Here is a 22319-nt window from a genome sequence, read left to right as displayed (position 1 = left end):
ACATATGAGGAAACTAACATTCACGGCAACCTTGACCATGATCTTGGGCGCAACAACGGCAATGGCGCAGGAGAAGGTCATGGTGGGTGAACCCAGCTGGCCCGGTGCCAAAATCATGAGCCGCGTAATCGGTCAGGTCATCGAAACCCGTTTGGGCGGCGAAGTCGGTTATGCTCCTGGTGCTAACGCGGTGATCTTTGCCGCCATGGATGGCGGGCGCGGCGATATCGACGTACACCCGGACGTCTGGTTGCCGAACCAGTCTTCGTTCACCGATGAGTACGTTGATCAGAAGGGCACGGTTGGACTGTCTTCGGGCAGCTACGAAGGCCGCGCCGGGATTTGCGTGCCGAACTACATGGTTGAAGATCACAATATCAAATCCATCTACGATCTGGCCACCCCAATGGCGCAGGAGCTGTTCGATTCAGACGGTGACGGGCTGGGCGAGGTCTGGGTCGGCGCGTCCGGCTGGGCGTCGACCAACACGTTCAAGGTGCGGGTACGGGACTACGGCATCGAAACCTTCCTGACACCCACCACCGAAGACGAAACCGTGTTTTATTCGCGTCTGAAGGATCAGATCGACCAGCAGAAAGGGGCCGCGTTTTACTGCTATGCGCCGCATTATGTGCATGCCCTCTATGACGTAACCATTCTGGAAGAGCCCGAGCATGACGCGGCCACCTATAAGATGGTGCAGCCGGATCAGGATGCCGACTGGTACAACAAATCCCATGTCAGCACCGGCGAGCCGGTTAAAACCGTGACCGTGGCGCATTCCAAGTCTTTGGAACAGCGCAATCCGGCGGCTGCCTCTTTTCTGGCCAATATCGACATGGACGCAGCCCAGCTTAGCGGATTGACCTACGAGGTCGTGGTCAAGGGCCGCGAGATTGACGAGGTCGTGGCCGAATGGATCGCCGGGAATGGCGATACCGTCGATGGTTGGCTTGGTCTGAAAACAAACTAAAGCCGTCGCGCCCCCGGTGTTTCGGGGGCGCCCTGTAACACTCTCAACAGCGGTGGGGTCAGTATGACAGCGGATATCGCAATCGACGCAAAAGGCGTGTGGAAAGTATTCGGCGCGCGCTCGCAGGAGGCTTTGAAAGCCATCCACAGCGAAGGGCTGAGCAAGGCCGAAGTGCTGGACCGCTTCAACTGCGTTGTTGGCGTGGCCGATGCCAGTTTCGAAATTGAGCGTGGGGAGCTGTTCTGTGTCATGGGCCTGTCTGGTTCGGGCAAATCGACCCTCGTGCGCCATGTAAACCGACTGCTCGAGCCAACGGATGGTCATATCTATCTGGATGGCGATGACGTGATGGGCCTGAATGACGAAGGATTGCGCGATTTACGCAACCGGCGTGTTGCCATGGTGTTCCAAAACTTCGGCCTGATGCCGCACCGCACCGTGCGTGACAACGTGGCGATGCCGTTGGAAATACGTGGCACCGGCAAAGCCCGCCGCTGGGAAGAGGCGGACCGGGTGTTGGAGCTGGTCGAACTGAACGGATGGGAAGACAAATACGCCCATGAGCTTTCGGGTGGCATGCAGCAGCGCGTGGGCCTTGCCCGCGCCATTGCAGCCGATCCGGAAATCCTGTTGATGGATGAGCCATTCTCGGCCCTCGATCCGCTGATCCGCAAACAGTTGCAAGATCAGTTCATGGACCTCAGCCACAAGCTGAATAAAACGACGATGTTTATCACGCACGATCTGGACGAGGCCATTCGCATCGGCCACCGCATCGCGATTATGAAAGACGGGCGTATCGTGCAGATTGGTACGCCGGAAGAGATCATCCTCAACCCCGCCGACGACTATGTTGCCGATTTCGTTGCCGGTATATCTAAGCTCAACATGATCTTCGCCCATTCGGTGATGAAACCGGTGGACGAATTCGAGGCCCATCATGGCGAGGTGCCGGAGGATGCAAAGGAAGCGCATCCCGAGATGGATTTGTCCGATCTGATGAACCTTTGCGTCGACGGCCACGGTGTCGTCGCGGTCACGCAGGATGGCAACACGGTCGGGGTGATTAACCGCGCGGGTCTGATCCGCGCCATTCAGGACAGCCAGGCATAAGGGGACCGATATGAAACATGTTGATGTGCAACAGATCCAACCGGAAACCGCTGATCGGCTGAACGGGCTGATCGCCGATTTCGTGGGGCAGGGGCAGGAATACTACCAAAAAACCTTTGCTTATATGATGCAGGCGCCCGGTTATCGGTTCACGCTGAACAAGGCCGCAGCGATCCTGGGGCCGATCTGGTTTGGCGCGCGTGGGTTGTGGTCGTGGTTTCTGGGCTTTCTGGTGCTGGAAACACTGGCCTATATCCAGATCGGGCTGGGGCTGTTCGGTGACCTTGGTCGCGAGTTCCGTGAACGCGCAGCCCAGATCGAACAGACGCTGGAACTGCGCCGCCAACAGATTGCCGCTGCCGAACAATCCGGCTCCGCCACGTTGGAGTCGTTGAAACGTGCGGCGGAATCGCTTGAGGGCGCGTTGGTCGGGGCCCAAGAGGCCGCGCGCAGTGCGGATTCCACCGGTGTCGCTTATCTGATGGTTGGAATTGTGCTGTTGCTGGCGGTCAAGTTTCTGGCAGCGTCGCTGGCCAACTGGACGCTTGAGGGTCAGTTTGCGCGCTGGCGCTCGGACACAAGTGTCGCAAATGGCTGGTCGACCCCCCGGATGGTTGTGGCCGCGGCATTGACGGGCATTGTCGTTGTGCTGTCGATGATCAAATTTGCGCAGCCTGACGCTTTGGCGGTGCTGAAAACCTTCCCGACCAATCGCGACTGGCGGCTGAATGTGGGCGACGGGGTGCAGGCGGTTTTTGAATGGACCAAGACCGCAGGGCGCGGCTTCTTTGACGGCCTGACCTATGGCATGCGCACCTTGCTGGACTGGATTGAGGTGGTGCTTGTTGATACGCCCTGGCCGGTGGTGGCTCTGGTGATCATCATGCTGGCTTATCTGTCCGCTGGTGCGCGCGTGGCAATCTTTACCGGGGCGGCGCTGGCCTATCTTGGGCTTTTGGATTTCTGGGAAAAGGCGATGACCACGATTGCCTTGCTGGGTGCAGCGGCGTTGATTTCGATCACGCTGGGCATCCCGCTGGGTATTTATTGCGCCCGCCGCCCACGTGCCTTTGCCATCGTGCGGCCCATTCTGGATTTCATGCAGTCGATGCCATCCTTTGTATACCTGATTCCCGTGGTGGCTTTCATCGGGTCAGGCAAACCAGCAGGCGTCGTGGCCACGATGATTTTCGGTAGTCCCCCGGTGATCCGCTTCACCGTTCTAGGTTTGCAGCAGGTGCCGGAAACGGTGCGCGAGGCTGCGCTCGCCTTTGGGGCCACGCCGCGTTACCTGCTGTGGCGAGTGGATCTGCCGCTAGCGCATAAGACCATCATGGCAGGCGTCAACCAGACCATCCTGATGTCGCTGGCCATGGTCGTTGTTGCCTCGCTGATCGGTGCTAAGGGTCTGGGGGAAGACGTGCTGGAAGCGTTGCAGTACGCGGCGGCAGGTCAGGGTATTCTGGCCGGTCTGGCGATCCTGTTCTGTGCGCTGATCCTGGATCGGATCGTGGCCGGTAAGAAGTAGAGATCTACCGCGATCCAAAGCTGTCTGGCCGGGGGCTGCCCCCGGCCAACGCATCCCGGTTACGACCAGCGTTCGATCAGGCGAATGGCCCAGACCAGCACGATGCCATAGATCACATGCCCGACTAGCGCGACCCATGTGATACCAGTGAAATTTAAGAAGAACGGCAAACCGGCGATGGTCGTGATACCGCCAATGGCAAATACCCAAAGCCCAAAACCGTAGACTGCTGATCCCACAAATATGTGGCGGCCTTTGAACAGCGTCGCCCAAACCGGGTTGAAGACGTAGAGCCAGCCAATCGGATAACCGATCAGGCCAACCAGATAGAAGTGAACGAAATACCCGGCGAAATCGCCATTGGGCAGGCCCAGTGTTCCGAGCAAGCTGCGCGCAAGCCCGTGCGGAGACAAATTGGCAAACCCCAATGACGGGCTGATCAGCTGCCCCCACAGGTCAAACGCATTGGACGCGAAGAAACCTGAAATGAACATCATACCCAAAAGCGGGATGTTGAATCGTGGGAACAGACCCGTCGAAGAATGCGCAGTTTCTGACATCGCCATGGGATGACCTTTCATGCCGGTTGCGTTGCTTTGTGCCTTTAAAATTGTGAAACGGCGGCTGAATTCAACGAATTGAAAGAGCTTTCACGCACAGGTGACAAAGCGAAGAATATTGAAACAAACCTGTGGGGATGGCCAGCTATCTGCGGCGTGCGGCTCGCCTCAGCAGCGGGATTTCAAAACGTCCACGACCGCATCAAAGGCCTGTACATCTTGTTCGGCGCGGGCGGTTAAAAGCGCCCCTTCCAACACGGCCAAGGTGGCGCGGGCCTCGGCCGCTGGATTTGTCACGCCTGTGATTGACTTGTCTTGCAGGCCCAGTTGAAAGATCGCTTCGATCTGCTTGATCACCATGGCGCGGAAGGCTTTGATCTTTTCAATCACTTCGTCTGACAGGCTTTCAAGGCTGCTGATCAGCGAAACGCACAGGCACAGGGTTTTGCCATCGTTGAGTGCATTTCGGTACAGCCCGATCAAGGCCAGCAATCGTTGCGACGCGGTGTCATGGGCAGCCTCGGCTTTGCGGCATTCGGCCTCAAAGGTCGAGTGGTAGCGATCCATCAAAGCAGCCGACAGGGCGGCCTTGGTGGGAAAGTGATAATGGATCGAAGCCTTGCGAATACCCACCGCATCAGCCAGATCGGCATAGCTGAACCCATCGAACCCGCGCGCTCGGGCGGCATGTTCGGCAACATCCAGCAAGGCGGTTTTGGTATCGGTCGCCATCTGTGTTCAATCCCTTTCCGAGCTATTCAAAGGCAGCGGTGATCCCCCTGCCTTTGACACCCTCAAAGCAGTACCGGCCCGGCCCCTAAAATGCCAGAGGGATCGCGTTTCACGTGCTAGACCGCCGGAGCCTTGGCAAAGGGCAAATGCCCGGTTTTCATCCAGACTTTTGCGCCATGGGAACCCGCGCTGGCTGAAAGGGCCTGGCCTTCGGGCAGGCGCAACCAGCCATCTTTGGTCAGGTCATCACCGCCGGTGGTGATGGACCCGTCAATGATCAAAAGTTCGATGCCGCCAGCGGCGTCAGAGTTGAGAACCGCGCCCGGATCAAGATGACTGTAGGTGACGATCTCACGGTCATCCTTGTGCAGCGTGGCGGTTGACACGCCATTTACCGGGGCGGCCAGTTCATCCGCCATGGTCTTGCGGAACTGGGTGCGGTCGTCCAGATCGAACTGCCATAGCTTGACGAAGATAGTGCAACCGGGTTCTGATCCGGGCGTATGCGCCGAGGTTGGAGGATTGCGCACATAGGTTCCTGCGGGGAAGTCACCGTGTTCGTCCTGAAATACACCATCGAGTACGATGAACTCTTCACCGCCAGTGTGAGTATGAGCCGAAAACTTGCTGCCCGGCGCGTACCGCACGATGGTGGTGGCGCGGGCAACTTCGCCGCCGATCCGGTCCAGCATGCGCCGGTCCACACCCTTCATGGGCGAGGCTTGCCACTCAAGCTGATCAGAGTGAACGACGACGCGGGACGAGAAATCCGAGTTGAGTTCCATTGATAGTATTCCTTTCGACTTCAGTGGCAGGGGCTGGTTCAGGCCGCGATGGACGGGCGCGTCGCCATTTTTGCACGCCATGCCTTTAGATGGGTCAGGTTTTCCGGGATGTCGACCTTGGCGAAGTCGGCAAAAGCCAATCCGGCGAAGGCCGTGATGTCTGCCACCGAGAAAGTGTCGCCCGCAAGATATTCATTCTCGGCCAGAACTGAATCCAGATAAGCCATGGTTTGCCCGGCCACCTCTTTCTGTTTCAAGCCCCATTCAGCACATTGATAGGTTTCAAGATCCGGTCCAAGGCCGGGGGTGGCGTGGTGGAAATATGTGCCGACCGCGTTCAGCAGACCGTTTTCCGCCCGCAGGTTCATCATCGAGATTTGCGCGCGTTCCTTGGCTGTTTCCCCAGTCAGCGATGGGCCGTCGAATGTCGCATCAATATATTCGGTGATCGCGTTGCACTGCGCGATATGTGTGCCATCGGGCAACTCCAGGCAGGGAACTGCGGCGTCAGGGTTTTTAGCTTTGAATTCAGGGGTGCGGTGCTCACCGCCCATCACGTCCACCGGAATGAACTCAACTTTGTCAGATGCGCCCTTTTCAGCCAAGGCGATGCGGATGCGGGTTGGGTTTGGAAACCCTTCGATATCATGGATTTTCATAGGTGCGATTCCTTTGGAAGTATTATCAATGAATACCTACCTATCAGAAGGTAGTTTATTTTGCAACCATGGTTCAGCCCCCACATCTTGCGGTTAGAAATATTCGAAGGCGTTGAGGCTCTAAGCTCCGCGTAACTGTTTCACCAGAAAGTCGATTAACGCTCGAATCCGAGCGGTCAGGTGGCGGTTTTGCGGATAGGCTGCGTAGAGTCCCAGCGATATTGCCTCTTGTGCTTCAAACAGCAATTGCAGACGGCCCGTGTCCAAAAAGGGCTGTGCCGTGTACAAGGGAATCCGGCCAATCCCCAGCCCGTCCGCTGCCATATGCGCCACAGCGCGAGGGGAATTTGCGCGAAAGTTTCCGGATACAGAAACCACGTATTCCCCGTCCGATCCCTTGAAAGCCCAATTGTCGATCATGTTGCCGGTGGTCTGCAGTAGACAGTTGTGGGTGGATAAGGCGGCGGGCTCTTGCGGCGTCCCATGTTGCGCCAGATATTCGGGCGACACACAGCAGACAATACGCATGTCCGTCAGCTTGCGCGCCACAAGGTTGGAATCCTTCAGTGCGCCAAAGCGAATGGCAAGGTCATACCCTTCTTCGACCATCGAGACGTGATGGTCAGACAGGTGCAATTCGATCGTGACTTTCGGATGTTCGGTTTGGAACGGTTTCAGCAGATGTATCAGTTCGGCCGAGCCAAACCCGGTTGGCGCGGTGATCCGTATACGCCCCGCCAATTCGGTCTGCCGTTTCTGGACCAGCCCTTCCAATTCATCAAACTGGTCCAGCAGTGAAAGGCAACGCTCGTAATAGGACCGTCCGGTATCGGTCAGGGTGACGCTGCGGGTGGTGCGGTTGAACAATTGCGCGTTCAGGCGGTCCTCAAGCTGACCGACATATTTGCTGGCCAGCTTGGTGCTGATGCCGATCTGTTTTGCGCCTTCGGTAAACGAAGAATGCGCCGCCACCGCCGCAAAGGTGCGCATGCCTTGGATCGTGTCCATTGTCTACACTTCGTTCATAGTAATTCTCTGAACGCGTATATTATCGCCTCTGATAAAGCAATCTAAGTTTGGCGCATAGATGCTGACCCTCAGCCGAACCCCTTCAATCAGAGAAAGAGCTTTCAAATGTCCAACGCAATCCGAATTCACAGCTTCCCCCTGTCCGGCCATGCCCATCGTGCCGTCCTGTTTGCCAGCATTGCCGGTATTAATCATGACGTCATCGATGTGGATTTGGCTGGTGGTGAGCATAAGCGCGAGCCGTTTTTGGCGATGAACCCAGCGGGGCAGGTACCGGTGCTTGAAGATGGTGATGTGGTCATCACCGACAGCAACGCCATTCTGGTCTATCTGGCGCGCAAATATGCACCGTCCTATCTGCCTGCGGACCCAGTGCATGAGGCCGAAGTGCAGAAGTTTCTGACCCTCGCAGCTGGTGAGATCGCCTTTGGCCCTGCCGCTGCGCGTTTGATCAATGTTTTCAATGCGCCCTTGAACAAGGACTTTACCCACGCCACCGCGGCAAAGGTTCTTGCCAAGCTGGATGCGCATCTTGAAGGCCGCGAGTGGCTGGTTGGGGATGCCCCAACAATCGCGGATGTCGCCATCTACAGCTACACCGCGCATGCGCCTGAAGGTGACGTTTCGCTTGAACCTTACGCAAACGTGCGCCGCCTTCTGGCCAATGTCGAGGCGCTGGACGGCTTTGTCCCGATGCCTCGCACCGCGGTTGGTCTGAACGCGGCCTGATCCACCCCTTGGCCAGCTGCGCATTTGTGGCTGGTCAACCCGCCCCTGACATATGAGGTCTGCCATGAACGCCCCGACCGCATCAGATACATCGCCTTTCCACGCAGGTGAACGGGATATGCAATCCCGCATCGGCAAACGGGAAAAGATGGAGGCTGTTGGCCGGAACTACATCCGCCCCTACATGCCCGATCAGCATCGAGAGTTCTTTGGCAAGCTGCCTTTTCTTGTAGTGGGCAGCGTCGATCCTGATGGTTGGCCCTGGGCGTCGATGATCTCGGGTCGGCCGGGGTTTATCCATTCACCGCATGACCGTCGGCTTGATGTTGACGTCCAGCCTCTGCCAGACGACCCGGTGCGAACGGCGCTGAAGCCCGGCGCGCCCATCGGTGTCGTCGGGGTCGAACTTTCCACGCGGCGCCGCAACCGTATGAATGCCACCGTTGGGCGGGTCGAAAATGGCGGTTTCTCTCTGGATGTGGTGCAGTCATTCGGGAATTGTGCGCAGTACATCCAGACCCATGATGTTACCTTTGTCCGAGAGCCGGACGCCAACGTCGCCCGCTCTGTCGATCGGCTATTTGAGCTGGACCCAAGAGCCCGGGACATGATCGCGACGGCCAATTCGTTTTATGTCGCCAGCCACGCCAACACCCCCGACCATACGGGCGTTGACGTTTCACATCGTGGCGGGCGGTCGGGGTTTGTGCGGGTTGAGGGCAACAGCCTGTTGGTTCCTGATTTTGCAGGCAATAATTTCTTCAACACGCTGGGCAACTTCCTCGTAAATCCGAGGGCGGGCCTAGTATTTCCGGATTATCAGACCGGCGATGTGCTGATGCTGACTGGGACGGTTGAGGTGCTGTCAGAAGACCATCCCGATATCGCGGGCTTCCATGGTGCAAGCCGGGGTTGGTGGTTTCATCTGGATCACGGCCTACGCCTTCATGACGCGCTGCCTTTCCGAGCTGAATTTCTTGAGTTTTCGCCCAACAGTCTGATGGCGGATGACTGGCAAACAGCCGAGGCCAGGCGAGAGGCCGAAGCACTGCGCCGTCAGTGGCGAACCCTGCGGGTGGCTGCGGTTCAGGATGAAAGCGACGTGATCCGTTCCTTCACCTTCGAGGCCACGGATGACCTGCCTCTGTTGCCGTTTGAAGCAGGTCAGTTTCTGACACTTCGCACTAGCCCCGATGGTACGGCGCCGGCAACGCGGACCTACACGGTATCCTCAGCGCCCGGCGATGCCGGGTATCGGATTTCCGTCAAGCGCGAACCGGGTGGTGTGATGTCAAACCATTTGCACGAAACACTGTCGGTCGGTGATCTGGTCGAGGTCAAAGCCCCGAAAGGTCAGTTTTTTCTGGATGCGTCTGAAACCCGGCCTGCTGTGCTGTTTGCGGGCGGGGTCGGTATCACACCGATGATGTCGATGACCCGCCACGTGATGCACGAAGGCGCGCGAACCCGCCACACGCGCAACCTGACCATTTTTCACGCCGCGCAAACCGTGGGACAGCGGGCTTTTCACAGTGACCTGCAACAGGCTGCGGCCGAGGGCGGCGGAAAGATCCGTTATGTCTCGGTTGTCTCACAGCCCGAAGAAGGCACCCGCGTGGGGGTGGATTTTGACGCCAAAGGCTACATCACGCCCGAACTGATCCAAGATACGCTGCCTCTGGATGACTACGACTTCTTTCTTTGTGGCCCGGCCCCTTTCATGCAAGCGATCTATGACATGCTGCGCGGTCTCGGCGTGCGGGATGACCGTATTTATGCCGAAGCCTTTGGCCCTGCCGCATTGGCGCGGCGCGTCGACGAGAACACCGTCGCGTTCCAGCCCGAGCCTGAGGCTGAGGCCGCCAATGTGGAATTCAAAGCCAGCAATCAAAAGATGCATTGGGTGCAAGGCGACCCGACCCTGCTGGAGGTGGCCGAGGCGCAGGGATTGACACCAACCTTTTCTTGCCGTTCAGGATCATGCGGCAGCTGTCTAACCCGCAAGATCGCCGGTCAAGTCGCCTATCGCACCGAACCATCAGCGGATCATTCAGAAGACGAGGTGCTGATCTGTTGCGCCGTACCCGCCAAGGGGTCGGACACGGTTGTGCTGGATATCTGAGGGGAAAGGTTTTCGAGACATTGTCGTAAGCGCCGGGTAAACAGGTCTGATGAAACGCGCGACCATGTAAGGAAACCCAATGACTGATGCCAAACTCAGAACCACATCGGGCAATGGCCGGATCTTTGACAGTGTACTCGACACGATCGGAAACACCCCCACGATCCGCATCAACAATCTGGGACCCGAAGCCGTCAACCTGTTCGTTAAACTCGAGGCGTTCAACCCCGCCGGATCGGTCAAGGATCGTCTTGCCGTTAATATCATCGAAGCCGCAGAACGCAGCGGTGCCTTGAAACCTGGCCAGACGGTTGTCGAGGCCACCAGTGGTAATACGGGCATCGGTCTTGCGATGGTTTGCGCGCAAAAGGGTTATCCGCTGGTTGTGACCATGGCCGAAAGCTTCTCGACTGAACGTCGTCGCTTGATGCGCATGCTGGGCGCTAAAGTCGTTCTGACGCCAAAGGCGGAAAAAGGCTTTGGCATGTACCGCAAGGCAGTCGAACTGGCCGAGGAACACGGCTGGTTTCTGGCGCGTCAGTTCGAAACCCAGGCCAATGCCGAGATCCACGCTGCAACAACCGCGCGAGAAATTCTGGGGGATTTCAATGGCGACAGGCTGGACTATTTCGTGACTGGCTATGGCACCGGCGGCACGGTCACCGGAGTGTCGCGGGTTTTGCGCGCTGAAAGTCCTGAGACTAAAATTATCCTGACCGAACCGGCCAACGCGCAGTTGGTGGGCAGCGGCGTCGCGACCGAACGTGGCAAGGATAGCGATCCAGTTTCAAGCCACCCCGCGTTCGAACCGCATGTCATTCAGGGCTGGACGCCGGACTTTATTCCCGCAGTTCTGCAGGAATCCATCGACAACCGCTATTTTGATGAGCTGATCCCGGTGGCTGGTCCGACAGGGGTTGAATGGGCGCAGAAGTTGGCCAGCCAAGAGGGTATCCTAACCGGCATATCCGGTGGCGCGACCTTTGCCGTCGCAATGCAGATTGCTGAACAGGCCGAGCCCGGCGCGTCGGTCCTGTGCATGCTGCCTGACACGGGTGAGCGGTATCTGAGTACACCCCTGTTCGACGGGTTCCCGGTTGAGATGACAGAAGAAGAGACTGCGATCTCACGCTCGACACCCGGATATCACACCGGCTGACGATAAAGCGATTCTTGCCTAGTACCCCCTGTAACTGCAATGATATCGGCAAGTTACGGGGGAGCGCAGATGCGAAAACATCTATTGCTGCTGAAAGTCGCAATCGCGATGGCTGTGGTCAGCATTGGTACTTTTACCCTGGATGCCCGGGCCCAGGGAACGACCAGCCCCGCTGTGCAGGGTCAAAGCTTGGCTGATGTGAAATCGATCATGGACCGTCGCTGTGTCGTCTGCCACAGCTGCTATGACGCACCCTGTCAGTTGAAGCTCACCTCGCCCGCAGGCGTTCAGCGCGGGGCAAGCAAACAGACCGTTTATCATACCGAGCGTTTGACCGATGCCCAGCCCACGCGGCTGGGGATTGATGCGCAAACGGTCCCCGAATGGCGGGCGCTGGGATTTCACACGGTAACCCGTGATCCAAGTGATGCCGAAGCTCCGGGCCTGCTGGAACGGTATCTTGAGCTTGGGCGACAGAATCCGATGCCGATTAACGCGCCACTTCCGAGCGAGCTTGGTCTGGCGCTGGATCGCCCTCTTGTCTGTCCGACATCCGGTGAATTTGATCAGTTCAGCCGCGATCATGCGCTTGCGGGCATGCCTTATGGCACAGCGCCACTGGCGGATGCCGAATTTCAGGCCCTCATGACCTGGGCGCGCAGCGGCGCAGCGCTGCCACCTGTTGCAACCGAAATTCCCACAGAGATTCAGGACCAGATCACGCAGTGGGAGACATTCCTGAACTCAAACGACATGCGCAGCCAGTTGATGAGCCGGTATCTGTACGAACACCTGTTTCTGGCCCGCCTCCATTTTCAGGGCGACGATGCGCGGCGGTTCTTCCAACTTGTCCGCTCGACCACCGCGCCGGGTGACACCATAGACATTATTGCCACGCGGCGGCCATTCGATGATCCGGGGGAGGGTGCGTTTTACTATCGTTTGCAGCAGGTCACCGAAACGATCGTACACAAGGAACATCTGGTCTATTCGATGGGACCAGATCGCATGGCGCGCTATCAACAATTGTTTCTGGATCCCGATTGGACACTCACTGAGCTACCCCCCTATGGCGATGCCGAGGGCGGCAATCCATTCAGCACCTATATGCAGATGCCCGCCAAAAGCCGCTATCAGTTCCTGTTGGATGATGCGCTGTTTTTTGTCCGCAGCTTCATACGCGGCCCTGTCTGTCACGGAGCGACCGCAGTTGATGTGATCGAAGACCGGTTCTGGGTCAGCTTCCTTGACCCGGAAGCGGATTTGTCTGTTACCGACCCCAGCTTTCTGCAAGACGGGGCCATCTATCTGGAGTTGCCCGTGTCAGAGGCCGACGCCAGTGCATTGGGCGCGTTGCCGGGGTTTTCGCACAAGAACCAGGTTCGGTATCTCGAGTTTCGGGATGCACGGTACAAGAAGGCCCCGATATACGAAACCGGGTTTGACTATGGCTCGATCTGGGACGGCGACGGCTCGAACCCCAACGCTCTGATCACCGTGTTCCGTCACTTCGACAACGCCTCGGCCATGACCGGATTTCACGGCGGCATTCCCGAAACCGCGTGGGTTCTGGATTTCCCGGTGTTCGAACGTATCTACTATGACCTGGTCGCGGGCTATGATGTTTTCGGCCGGGTCGAGCATCAGCTGACCACGCGGCTTTATATGAACGAGCTGCGGATGGAGAGTGAGGATACGTTTCTGTTTTTCATGCCACGGGATGTCAGGTCGCAGATGCATCAAGGCTGGTATCAGGGCGTGTTGGCCGAATGGCTTACCTATTGGCACCGTCGCCACGTTGATGGACATTTCCCCACCGGCATCACCTTTGCAACCACCACTCCTAAGCAAGAGTTCCTCTTGACCTTGCTGGAACGTGGCAACGGCCTGTGGCCCACCACCGACCCGATCAACCGATGTGTGGACGGTGATTGCCCCTCGGATCAGTCAGGCATTTTGCTGCGCGATCTGGCGGATCAGACCGGAGATTGGGTGAAGTATCTGCCCGACCTGTCCGTTCTTGTGGTCGAGCAAGATGGCGGCGCGGCAGAGCTGTTCACCCTGGCCCATGACAAGGCGCATTCCAACGTCGCCTTTCTGTTTGAAGAAAAGGCGCGCCGACTCCCGGCCGAGGACAAGTTGACAATTCTTCCGGGCCTGATCGGCAGTTATCCAAATTTTTATTTCCATGTCCGGCCGGACCAGTTGGCTCCTTTCATCACTGGATTGAAATCCGTCAGATCGCAAAGCGATTACATGGCCTTGGTGGCAGAATACGGCGTGCGCCGGACAAGCCCCGAATTCTGGGCGCTCAGCGATCGGATTTACAAGATATTCCTGGATCAGAAGCCAATTCAGGCAGGGGTGTTTGACCTGAACAGGTACAAAGACCCCAAGGCAGGGGATGATCCGACCTAAACTTGTCGGGTTGCGATCCGACCCCTAGATTTAAGACATGTGGTCTTTTGCAGATATCCGGCCGGCCTATACCCGGGCCGAACGTATCAGCGATGGGGTTGTACACGTATTGGGCGTGGCCGCGGCCCTTGTTGCCGTGCCGGTTCTGATCACAATCACCGCCCAGCACCGGTCCGAGCCCGAGGCGGTACTGGGAGTTTCGATCTATGGCGTGACACTGGTGTTGATGCTGACGTTTTCCGCCCTCTACAACATGGTCGACAATGACAGATGGTCCGATCTACTGCGTCGGCTGGATCATTCGGGTATCTACGTCAAGATCGCCGGCACCTACACGCCGTTCGTTTTGCTTTCGGGCGGGCAGGCATGGGGGCTTTTGATTGGCTTATGGTCGTCGGCGACGCTGGGATCAACATTGAAGCTGATCGATCCAAACCGGTTTCGGTGGTTTGGTCTGGGCCTGTATCTGATGATGGGATGGGCCATCATTTGGGCCGGACAATCCATGCTGACCGAGCTGTCGCCGATAATAGTGTGGCTGATGATGGCGGGCGGTGTCGTTTATACCGTCGGTGTTGCATTCTATCTTTCGGAACACCTGCCGTTTCACAACACCATCTGGCACGTGTTTGTCCTGACCGGCAGCGCGCTGTTTTTCATCGCGATTTCGGTTCGAATTCTGTTGGAACCACACCCGTTTTCCTGACGGTGGCGCCGGTTAACGGGGCTCAAACCTGATCGGTACAGAAAAGCGAAAGCTGTCGCCCTGTAACCCCTTGGGTGCTTTCGGTACGCGCTTTGTACGGGCCACAGCGCTAAGCGCGGCCTGATCCAGTGCCGAATTGCCCGAGGATTTCAGCAGTTTATGCGACAACAGACGCCCATCGCGCGAAACGGTCAGGGTGATCGTGGCGCTGCCACCATCCGTGCGGCGCAACGATTGCTTGTTGCGCTCGATGCGGGCGCGAACTTTTGCACCCCAAAACACCTTGAGCTTTGCTTGCTTTCCAGAGGACCCAGCGTTCACTTCCGCCGATCCCGCCCCGGCCTGCGATCCGTCACCTGAACCTGCGGCAACCTGTTTGTTGACACCTGCGGCGGTTACCTTGGCTTTTCGACCGTCCTGCGCGGGCGTCTTGTCTGGCTGTTGAGATTCACGCTCGGCCCTTTCCGTCGGCGCGACAACTGGTGGCGGCTGTGCCGTGTCCACCTGCGGCAGCTTCTCCGGTTCTGGCGGGGCAAGTGCGATTGTCATTTGAGCCATTGGGGCCTGATCGATTTTCAAGGTTGGCCTGGCGGGGACGGCCGGGGTTTGCGGCACTTGCACGGTCGGCGTCTGCCGGGTGGGCGTGACGGGCGCAGCCTCCCACGTTTTGACCATCTCGGCCACCGAGGGGGCGGCAGCTTTTATCGTTGCCAGATCCGCACCACCAACACCGCCCGCAACAACACCAGACTTTGGCTGGCTGGCAAAGGCGGCGAGATGCAAGGCGGCGGCCAGAGCGACAAAAACAAAGGCTTCAACCCAGCGTTTCACTTTCGGGCCACCACAAGCTCGACCCGGTTCAGCCCCGCTTGCGCAAGACCACGCAGCAGCCCGGACATCACTTTGGCCTCAAGCTGCGCATCGGCGCGAACCTGGACGACGCTGTTGGTTTCGCTAATCGTTGCCAAGGCGACCAGCGCCGCGTTTCCTTCCTCCCCTTCGAAGGACATACGGCCAGTTTTGTCGACATAAAGCACCCGCTCGACCTTGGGGTCGGTGTCGGATGTCGATTTTGGCGGGGTAACTTCGAACGGCTCGGGTTTGATCAGGTTCGCCGTCATCAGGAAAAAGATCAGCAGTAGAAACACGACATTGATCATCGGCAGGATGGATGCAGGGCGCGGTTTGCCGGATGGGTCCGAGAAATTCATCGCGCTATTCCACCAAAACGACCGAAATAAACCCGGCGTCACGCAGGATTTCAGTGACGGTCACGATCCGTTGCAATGTCGCGCCATTCCTGCCGCGCAAGATCACCAAATCCGTGGGGGCCTGCATCAGTGGTGCAAGATCGCGAGCTATATCCGCGCTGGCGATGCCGTTCAGCAACTCTTGGTCGGGCAGGACGTCAATCAGGCGCGGCGGTCCGCTATATTCGTGGCCCGCAGAGGCCAGCGGCAGCGGCAAGATGGACTCGATGCCGAAGCGGGACGCCAACATGAAGAACACCAAAAGCAGGAACACCACGTCGATCATCGGCGTGAGGTTGGGCTTGCGTCTGGGTTTTGCAATTGGGGCGAATTGCATCAGATCACTCGGCAGCCAGTTTCAGATTGCCCTGCTTGCCTGATACGAAAATACGGGTTGCGCCGTCTTCCAAATCGCGGCGGATGCGGTCGATTACGGCCTCGAACCACGTCAGCGCGGCCGAGGCTGGGATGGCCACGGCCATACCTGCTGCGGTGGTCAGAAGCGCCTCCCAGATGCCGCCAGCCAATAGGGAGGGATCGGCGCGGTTGCCTGACTGTTGCAGCGCCTGAAACGCTGCAATCATGCCCAGAACTGTGCCCAACAGACCCAACAGAGGTGCGATCGTTGCGATCAGCTCTAGTGCTCGAAGGCCGGTACCGGCGTCGGCAATCTCGCGTTTGGCCACGCGCGAAACCTCTTCGCGGGCGCGGTCTTCGGGTAGGGTGCGAATGGACCGGATGGCATGGCTCATCACCTTGGATCGAATTCCCCGGCGGCCATGGAGCGTCGTAGCAGCGGCATCGGGCTCCCCAGTCTCGAACAAATCCACGGCCTGACCGGCCTTGCCTCTCGACCATGCCCCGATCAGGGCCAGCCGCCAAATCTTCCACAGGATCAGGGCAACGGTGACCACAGACAGTACCGCGATGGCCCAGATCGATGGTCCGCCTTTGCGCAGAAACTCGGCCGCCTGGACCGAGGCATCCTGTGCGGTTTCCACGCCTGTGCTGTGTCCAGGCACGGGCTCGTTGGGTTCAGCCGAATCTGGTTGCGCTGGTCCAATCTGGTCGCTTGACACCAGAACCTCTGGCACTGGGGGTGTCAGGGTGTCTTGCGCGGCGAGGGCAACCGGTACCATCGCAAGGGCCATAAACAGGATCAATCGGGATATCATAAGGTTCTCCTGTGTGCAGGACCAACCGGGTTACCCCGTGGCCCCGCTGTTCTCCGGGTCAGAAGGTTGCAGTGACGAATAGGTTGATATTGCGTCCTGCAGCCGGGATCTGGTCATTGGCCCGGTAGGACCTGTCGAGGATGTTGTTAAGCTCGAGCGTCAGCAATGCGTTCTCGGTCAAATCCACGCTGCCGCGGAAGTTCAGCGTGGTCCAGCCCGAGGTCGGGTTGGTGCCGGTGGCTGTCCCGCTGTCCACGATATTGCCGTTTTCGTCGCGCAACTCGGCCGCGCTTTCGCCCCGCAGGAACATATCCCAGGTGCCCGTCAAGCTGGCTGTCTGCCAGTCTGAGCGCACACCAAGCGTCCCTGTCCATTCCGGGGTGCCACTGTCTTTGGTGCTGAACCCGTTGGAATAGGTGAACTCTCGGGTCACATTCGACACGATGACATAGGGGCGCACACCGCCCCAGCCGGGATCAACCTCGGCCGCGATTTCAATGCCCCAGCTGTCTGCGCTTTCGACATTGTCATAGATCAGCTCGGCCGGATTGACCGGATCGGCCACGGTGGTGATGTAGTCCTTGGCTTCGGTATAGAAAATGGCCGTATCCAGCACGAAGTTCCCGCGATTCACGCGCGCACCGATTTCATAGTTTGTCGCGGTTTCGGGTTTCAGGTTCGGATTGCCATTGATGACCTGGCCGCCAGCCGACGTGGACAGGTACAGCTCGGACAGGGACGGGAAGGTATAACCTTGCGAGATGTTGGCCCGCAGGATGGCGTCATCTGACAGATTGTAGACGGCACCAATCGAGCCCAGCCAGCGGTCATCGCTGTTGCTGGCATCCGGCAGCGGAAACCCGTTGACCGTGCGTTCGTTCAGATCGCTTTCGACGCTATAGTATCGCGCGCCGACCGTGGCGACGAAATCGCCAAAGGTTGCTTCGTGCTGTCCAAAAATACTGGCTGTTCGGATTTCCGCATCCGTGAAAGAGGGCACGCTGATTTGGCTGGGCGGTCCAAAGGGCGGAATGATCGTGATATCAGAGGTCTTGGTGGTCTCTAGCCGGTCATCGTCATATTCAAGCCCGATGACCGATCGGTGACCGGGCGCAAATTCAAAGTTTGCTGTTGCCACGAACCCGCTGGTTGTCTGTTCATCGTCCGATCCCGCGTTGACAATGGTGGTGACCGGCCCGCCGCTGCTGGTGAATTCGCTGTCGAACACGCGGTCGACCTTTTGCGTGTAAGCGCTGAACTTCAGCATCGACATCCAGGGCGTCAGGTCTTCGCCTTCGTAGAACGCGCTGTATTTGCGCAGGTCCCGTTTGGGCAGGTTGATCTTGGCATCCGGGCTGCCGGTGAAAACCTCGGTCGAGGCGTCGAAATCCTGTGCGCGCAGGCCGACATAGCTGTTGCCAAAGCGGTATCCGACAAAGCCCAGCACGCCGTGTTCTTCACTGCTGGAGGGCACCAGATCACCGTCGGGTGTTTCGCGGTCGTTCAGGTCCAGTTTCGAATACGACAGACGATAGTCAAAATCGTTGAACGTACCTGCGATGCTGGCAGCGGCGCGATAGCCGTCATTGGACCCGATGTAACCTGCGGTGCCGGAAACCTCGACCGGTTTGTCTGCGCCGCGTTTGGTGATGATGTTCACGACGCCACCGATGGCCCGATTGCCTGAGACAACCGATGAAGGGCCACGCACGATCTCGATCCGTTCGATATCGGTGGGTGACACCAGCAGAGGTGTTCCATAACGGTTGTGATCCGACAGGCGCTGACCGTCCAGCAGGATGGCGACGCGCTGCGAATCTTCGCCACGGATACGGATACGATCCAGATCATTCTCGGACACCTGAACGCCCGGCACATCCGACAACAGATTGGCGACTGAGGCCGGGGGGATTTCGCGGATTTCACCGGCATCCACAACGGTGACGGAGGACGGGCTGTCGAAAACCTCGGTTGGAAGCCCGGTGCCGGTGACGATGATGTCATCGAGTTGGATGATGTCGTCTTCTTGTTCTTGCGCCCATAGCGGCGTTGCCGCCAAAACGGCGCTGGTCAGGGCCACGCTTGCGGTAGGCCGCTTTAATGCTGATTTCATTGAAACCCCCAGTATGTGTATCGTGCAGTCAGAGATGCACCCGCCTGAAACAGGCGAAATTCAGATGCTACCTCGCGATGTGCTGGGTGTTTCTACGGGCCTGCGCGCTAGATGCCGCGCGCTGTGGTCCATGTGGGCGGCTCCTTAGCGGATTAGATTTTTTAATACCATACTATTTTTGTCAGAAAACTGCTGCGTGCCCTTGATGCCACAGGCCGGACCGCTTAGGACAAGGGCAAAGAAAGCTAAAAAAGCGCGCAGCCCGGTCGTCTCGGTCCCAGCCAAATGCGTTTCGATACCATTGTGGAGACGACCATGACCCATCCAAGCCCTTCTGAAATCCGCGCTGCGCGGTTGGAAAACCCCAAGCGGCGCGAGCGTGATCTGGCGGATCAACTCGGCATCACCGAGGCACAGCTGGTGGCCGCGCATGTCGGACACGGAGCCACCCGCATAAGCCCCGACATGGATCGGCTGATGCCCTTGGTGAACCGATTGGGCGAGGTCATGGCACTGACTCGCAACGAAAGCTGCGTGATCGAGAAGGTGGGGATTTACGATGATTACCGTGGCGGCCCCCACGCGGCGCTGATCGCCAATCATGAGATTGATCTGCGCATGTTCCCGCGTCACTGGGTTTACGGCTTTGCTGTACACAAAACTCTTGAGGATGGCTCGGAACGCCTGTCCCTTCAGATTTTCGACGCCGCAGGTGATGCGGTTCACAAGGTCTTTTTGCGCGATACCTCTGTGATCGAGGAATGGGATGCCGTGATCGAGGCCCTGAAACTGCCGGACCAGTCAGACACTCTGACAGTTGAACCGCGCGCAGCGGTTGAACCCGCCAAGGTCGAGCCCGAGAAAACCGACCGTCTGCGTGCTGGATGGGATGAAATCACAGATACCCATCAGTTTCTCCAGATGGTTCGCAAGCTCAAGCTGAACAGGTTGGGGGCCTATCGCATGGCCGGGGCGCCATATGTGCGGCCTCTGGCGATATCGGATGTCGACACAATTCTGCACAGCGCCGCCAAAACAGGCCTGCCGATCATGGTTTTTGTTGGCAATCAGGGGTGCATCGAAATTCACACCGGACCCATCAAAGAGGTCAAGCAGATGGGCCCATGGCTGAATGTGCTGGATCCTGGCTTTAACCTGCACCTACGCACCGATCACATCGCCGAGGTCTGGCAGGCCAGGAAATCCACCAAACGAGGCGATGCGATCTCGGTCGAGGCGTTTGACGCGCAGGGCGCACTGATATTGCAAATCTTTGGCGTGCTGGCCGAGCCTGCCTCAGCTGCAATCTGGAACGACCTTGTTGCGTCGCTTGAGGGCCGCCCAGAGGAGGTTCCGGCATGACTCGGGTGGGCGCAAAACTGAAACTTGCCGGATTGGTGCTGTTGGTATCTGCATTTGGTCTGCATGCCGACCCGGCGCAACGCATTGTCTCGGCCGGGGGATCGATCACCGAGATCATTTATGCGCTGGGACAAGAACACCGGTTGGTGGCACGCGACAGCACGTCGAACCATCCGCCGCAGGTCGCCGCATTGCCAAACATAGGCTACGTGCGCCGCTTGTCCGCCGAGGGGTTGCTGTCGGTCAGCCCCGATCTGATCTTGGCAGAAGAGGGCGCAGGCCCGCCGGAAACGCTGGAGGTTCTGGCCGAAACTCATATCCCTTTTGTCAGTATACCGATGGGCCATGATCGCGCGGCGGTTGTCGCCAAGATCAAGGCCGTTGCCAAGGCGCTGGATGTTCCTGACGAGGGCGAAGCACTGGCGCAACGCGTTGGCGGCGCAATCGATGCCGCCACTGCGCAAAGTGAATTGGCCGATCAGCGTGTTCTGTTTGTACTGGCAATGCAGAGTGGGCGCGTGCTGGCCGCTGGGCAGGATACGGCAGCGCAGGGTATTATCGAACTGGCCGGGGCCACAAATGCTGTTGAGGGGTTTCAGGGCTATAAACCGTTGGGGGATGAAGCGATCATTACAGCAGCCCCCGATGTCATCTTGCTGATGGAGAGCGGCCGACAGATTTCCCTGACAGATGAAGAGGTTCTCAAACACCCTGCGATTGCGGCCACACCGGCAGGTCAGAACGCTAAATTGTTGCGGATGGATGGCATGTTGTTGTTGGGTTTCTCGGTGCGCACCGGGCAGGCCATCTCTGATCTTGCAGCTGGATTGCGCGGCGCCAATGGCTGACCAAACCGCTGACGGGATGGCAATCGACGGCGACCGGAGCGTAACCGCGCGTCGGCTCAGCTGGGTTTTGATCGTTGTATTGAGTGTGGTGGTGCTGACCGGGCTTGCAACGGGATCAGCGGGCACGTCGTTGTGGCAGGCATTGATTGATATGGCACAGGGCCAAGACCTGTCCTTGCGGGACCGGGTGGTTTTGCTGGATATCCGCGCGCCCCGTGTGATCATGGGTTGTCTTGTTGGGGCGGCGCTGGCTGTGTCTGGGGCGGTGCTGCAGGGCTTATTCCGCAACCCGCTGGCCGATCCGGGCATAGTTGGAGCCAGCGCCGGGGCCAGCTTGGGGGCGGTCGGTGCGATTGTTCTGGGCGGGACTTTGACCGTTGCCGCCGGGCTGGCAACATGGCTTGTCCCGATTGCTGCGTTCCTTGGCGCCTGGATCACCACAATGCTGCTCTATCGGGTTGCAACGCGGCGTGGCCGAACCTCTGTTGCAACGATGCTGCTGGCCGGGATTGCGCTGACCGCACTGGCGATGGCATTGACAGGCATCCTTGTCTATGTGGCGGATGACGCGCAGTTGAGGGATTTCACCTTTTGGTCCATGGGCTCTCTGGCGGGCAGCAGTTGGGGCAAGATCATGGTTGCGGCCCCGTTGATCCTGATCCCCCTAATGCTGTCGCCATTTCTGGCGCTGGGTCTGAACGGTCTGGCCCTGGGCGAAGCCGCAGCCGGGCATATCGGCATCCGCGTGCAACATCTGAAAACCTGCTCCATTCTGGTCGTCGCCGCATCGACCGGGGCAGCTGTGGCCGTCAGTGGTGGGATAGGGTTTGTGGGTATCGTGGTGCCGCATCTGCTACGACTGGCCTCGGGGCCCGATCACAAATACCTGCTGGTCAATTCGGCCCTTCTGGGTGCGGCGCTTCTGGTGCTGGCCGACCTGATCAGCCGAATGATCATCGCGCCGTCTGAGCTGCCCATTGGGATTGTCACCGCAGTCATCGGCGCGCCGTTCTTTCTGTGGATTTTGTTGAGGCAACGCGGAATTGTGGACCTTTAGA

Annotated in this window: 21 protein-coding genes; 11 read left to right on the top strand and 10 right to left on the bottom strand. The window is 58.3% G+C overall.

Annotated features, from left to right (window positions below; all coding sequences use genetic code 11):
* Nucleotides 1-4: 4 nt before the first annotated feature.
* From ACR0AJ_RS08745 to ACR0AJ_RS08735, 3 genes are all read left to right on the top strand, one after another.
* Entirely contained in the window at nt 5-973 is a 969-nt protein-coding gene (locus ACR0AJ_RS08745; RefSeq protein WP_170349966.1) for an ABC transporter substrate-binding protein, read from the top strand.
* Between the two features lie 63 nt (nt 974-1036).
* The gene (locus ACR0AJ_RS08740; RefSeq protein ID WP_170349965.1) at nt 1037-2086 is read left to right on the top strand and encodes a quaternary amine ABC transporter ATP-binding protein; all 1050 of its coding nucleotides are present in this window, start codon (nt 1037-1039) and stop codon (nt 2084-2086) included.
* Nucleotides 2087-2096: 10 nt separating this feature from the next.
* On the top strand, nt 2097-3614 hold the full coding sequence (locus tag ACR0AJ_RS08735; protein WP_170349964.1) for an ABC transporter permease: 1518 nt from the start codon (nt 2097-2099) through the stop codon (nt 3612-3614).
* A 59-nt stretch (nt 3615-3673) separates the two neighbouring features.
* Here the strand turns inward: ACR0AJ_RS08735 and ACR0AJ_RS08730 are convergent, their stop codons facing one another.
* From ACR0AJ_RS08730 to ACR0AJ_RS08710, 5 genes are all read right to left on the bottom strand, one after another.
* Complete coding sequence (locus ACR0AJ_RS08730; protein WP_254437248.1) at nt 3674-4195, bottom strand: hypothetical protein; 522 nt, start codon at nt 4193-4195, stop codon at nt 3674-3676.
* 147 nt (nt 4196-4342) lie between these two features.
* A complete protein-coding gene (locus ACR0AJ_RS08725; RefSeq protein WP_480647333.1) occupies nt 4343-4906 on the bottom strand; it encodes a TetR/AcrR family transcriptional regulator in 564 nt (187 codons plus the stop codon).
* A 116-nt stretch (nt 4907-5022) separates the two neighbouring features.
* Entirely contained in the window at nt 5023-5691 is a 669-nt protein-coding gene (locus ACR0AJ_RS08720; protein ID WP_480740626.1) for a cupin domain-containing protein, read from the bottom strand.
* Between the two features lie 38 nt (nt 5692-5729).
* Entirely contained in the window at nt 5730-6350 is a 621-nt protein-coding gene (locus ACR0AJ_RS08715; RefSeq protein ID WP_170361783.1) for a glutathione S-transferase family protein, read from the bottom strand.
* 120 nt (nt 6351-6470) lie between these two features.
* Entirely contained in the window at nt 6471-7358 is an 888-nt protein-coding gene (locus ACR0AJ_RS08710) for a LysR family transcriptional regulator (RefSeq protein ID WP_170412265.1), read from the bottom strand.
* A 126-nt stretch (nt 7359-7484) separates the two neighbouring features.
* On the opposite strand from ACR0AJ_RS08710, the gene ACR0AJ_RS08705 reads away from it, so the two are divergent.
* The 5 genes from ACR0AJ_RS08705 to trhA all read left to right on the top strand — a co-directional run bounded on the left by ACR0AJ_RS08705 (nt 7485) and on the right by trhA (nt 14513).
* Nucleotides 7485-8108 carry a glutathione S-transferase family protein gene (locus ACR0AJ_RS08705; protein WP_170349959.1) on the top strand — a complete coding sequence of 208 codons (624 nt, stop codon included), beginning with the start codon at nt 7485-7487 and terminating at the stop codon, nt 8106-8108.
* 64 nt (nt 8109-8172) lie between these two features.
* Nucleotides 8173-10230, top strand: a complete 2058-nt coding sequence (locus tag ACR0AJ_RS08700; protein ID WP_480740624.1) for an FAD-binding oxidoreductase — start codon at nt 8173-8175, stop codon at nt 10228-10230.
* A gap of 79 nt (nt 10231-10309) precedes the next feature.
* Nucleotides 10310-11389 carry a cysteine synthase A gene (cysK, locus tag ACR0AJ_RS08695; RefSeq protein ID WP_480740622.1) on the top strand — a complete coding sequence of 360 codons (1080 nt, stop codon included), beginning with the start codon at nt 10310-10312 and terminating at the stop codon, nt 11387-11389.
* A gap of 69 nt (nt 11390-11458) precedes the next feature.
* Nucleotides 11459-13807 (top strand): fatty acid cis/trans isomerase, encoded by a 2349-nt coding sequence (locus ACR0AJ_RS08690; RefSeq protein WP_480740621.1) that lies wholly within the window; start codon nt 11459-11461, stop codon nt 13805-13807.
* Nucleotides 13808-13844: 37 nt separating this feature from the next.
* The gene (gene trhA / locus ACR0AJ_RS08685; protein ID WP_170412274.1) at nt 13845-14513 is read left to right on the top strand and encodes a PAQR family membrane homeostasis protein TrhA; all 669 of its coding nucleotides are present in this window, start codon (nt 13845-13847) and stop codon (nt 14511-14513) included.
* Nucleotides 14514-14525: 12 nt separating this feature from the next.
* Here the strand turns inward: trhA and tolA are convergent, their stop codons facing one another.
* The 5 genes from tolA to ACR0AJ_RS08660 are packed head-to-tail and all read right to left on the bottom strand — an operon-like array spanning nt 14526 to nt 19051.
* Entirely contained in the window at nt 14526-15344 is an 819-nt protein-coding gene (gene tolA, locus ACR0AJ_RS08680) for a cell envelope integrity protein TolA (protein WP_480740619.1), read from the bottom strand.
* Nucleotides 15341-15724, bottom strand: coding sequence for an ExbD/TolR family protein (locus tag ACR0AJ_RS08675; RefSeq protein WP_480740618.1), 384 nt, complete (start codon nt 15722-15724; stop codon nt 15341-15343). Before ACR0AJ_RS08675 ends, tolA begins: the two co-directional genes overlap by 4 nt.
* Nucleotides 15725-15728: 4 nt before the next feature.
* Nucleotides 15729-16100, bottom strand: a complete 372-nt coding sequence (locus ACR0AJ_RS08670; RefSeq protein ID WP_480740616.1) for an ExbD/TolR family protein — start codon at nt 16098-16100, stop codon at nt 15729-15731.
* A 4-nt stretch (nt 16101-16104) separates the two neighbouring features.
* Nucleotides 16105-16938: a MotA/TolQ/ExbB proton channel family protein gene (locus ACR0AJ_RS08665; RefSeq protein ID WP_480740614.1), complete on the bottom strand. Its 834-nt coding sequence runs from the start codon at nt 16936-16938 to the stop codon at nt 16105-16107.
* A 58-nt stretch (nt 16939-16996) separates the two neighbouring features.
* Nucleotides 16997-19051, bottom strand: a complete 2055-nt coding sequence (locus ACR0AJ_RS08660) for a TonB-dependent receptor (RefSeq protein WP_480740612.1) — start codon at nt 19049-19051, stop codon at nt 16997-16999.
* Between the two features lie 315 nt (nt 19052-19366).
* Between ACR0AJ_RS08660 and ACR0AJ_RS08655 the strand changes: the two genes are divergently transcribed.
* Genes ACR0AJ_RS08655 through ACR0AJ_RS08645 form a run of 3 tightly spaced genes read left to right on the top strand, consistent with a single transcriptional unit; the run spans nt 19367 to nt 22318 of the window.
* Nucleotides 19367-20413 (top strand): hemin-degrading factor, encoded by a 1047-nt coding sequence (locus ACR0AJ_RS08655; protein ID WP_480740610.1) that lies wholly within the window; start codon nt 19367-19369, stop codon nt 20411-20413.
* Nucleotides 20410-21261 (top strand): heme/hemin ABC transporter substrate-binding protein, encoded by an 852-nt coding sequence (locus tag ACR0AJ_RS08650; protein ID WP_480740608.1) that lies wholly within the window; start codon nt 20410-20412, stop codon nt 21259-21261. Before ACR0AJ_RS08655 ends, ACR0AJ_RS08650 begins: the two co-directional genes overlap by 4 nt.
* Entirely contained in the window at nt 21254-22318 is a 1065-nt protein-coding gene (locus tag ACR0AJ_RS08645) for a FecCD family ABC transporter permease (protein ID WP_480740607.1), read from the top strand. The genes ACR0AJ_RS08650 and ACR0AJ_RS08645 overlap by 8 nt, the downstream gene beginning before the upstream one ends.
* Nucleotide 22319: the final 1 nt, after the last annotated feature.

This window comes from Ruegeria sp. CJ9 (genome assembly GCF_056536625.1).
This window is presented reverse-complemented; position numbering and strand designations above follow the sequence as displayed.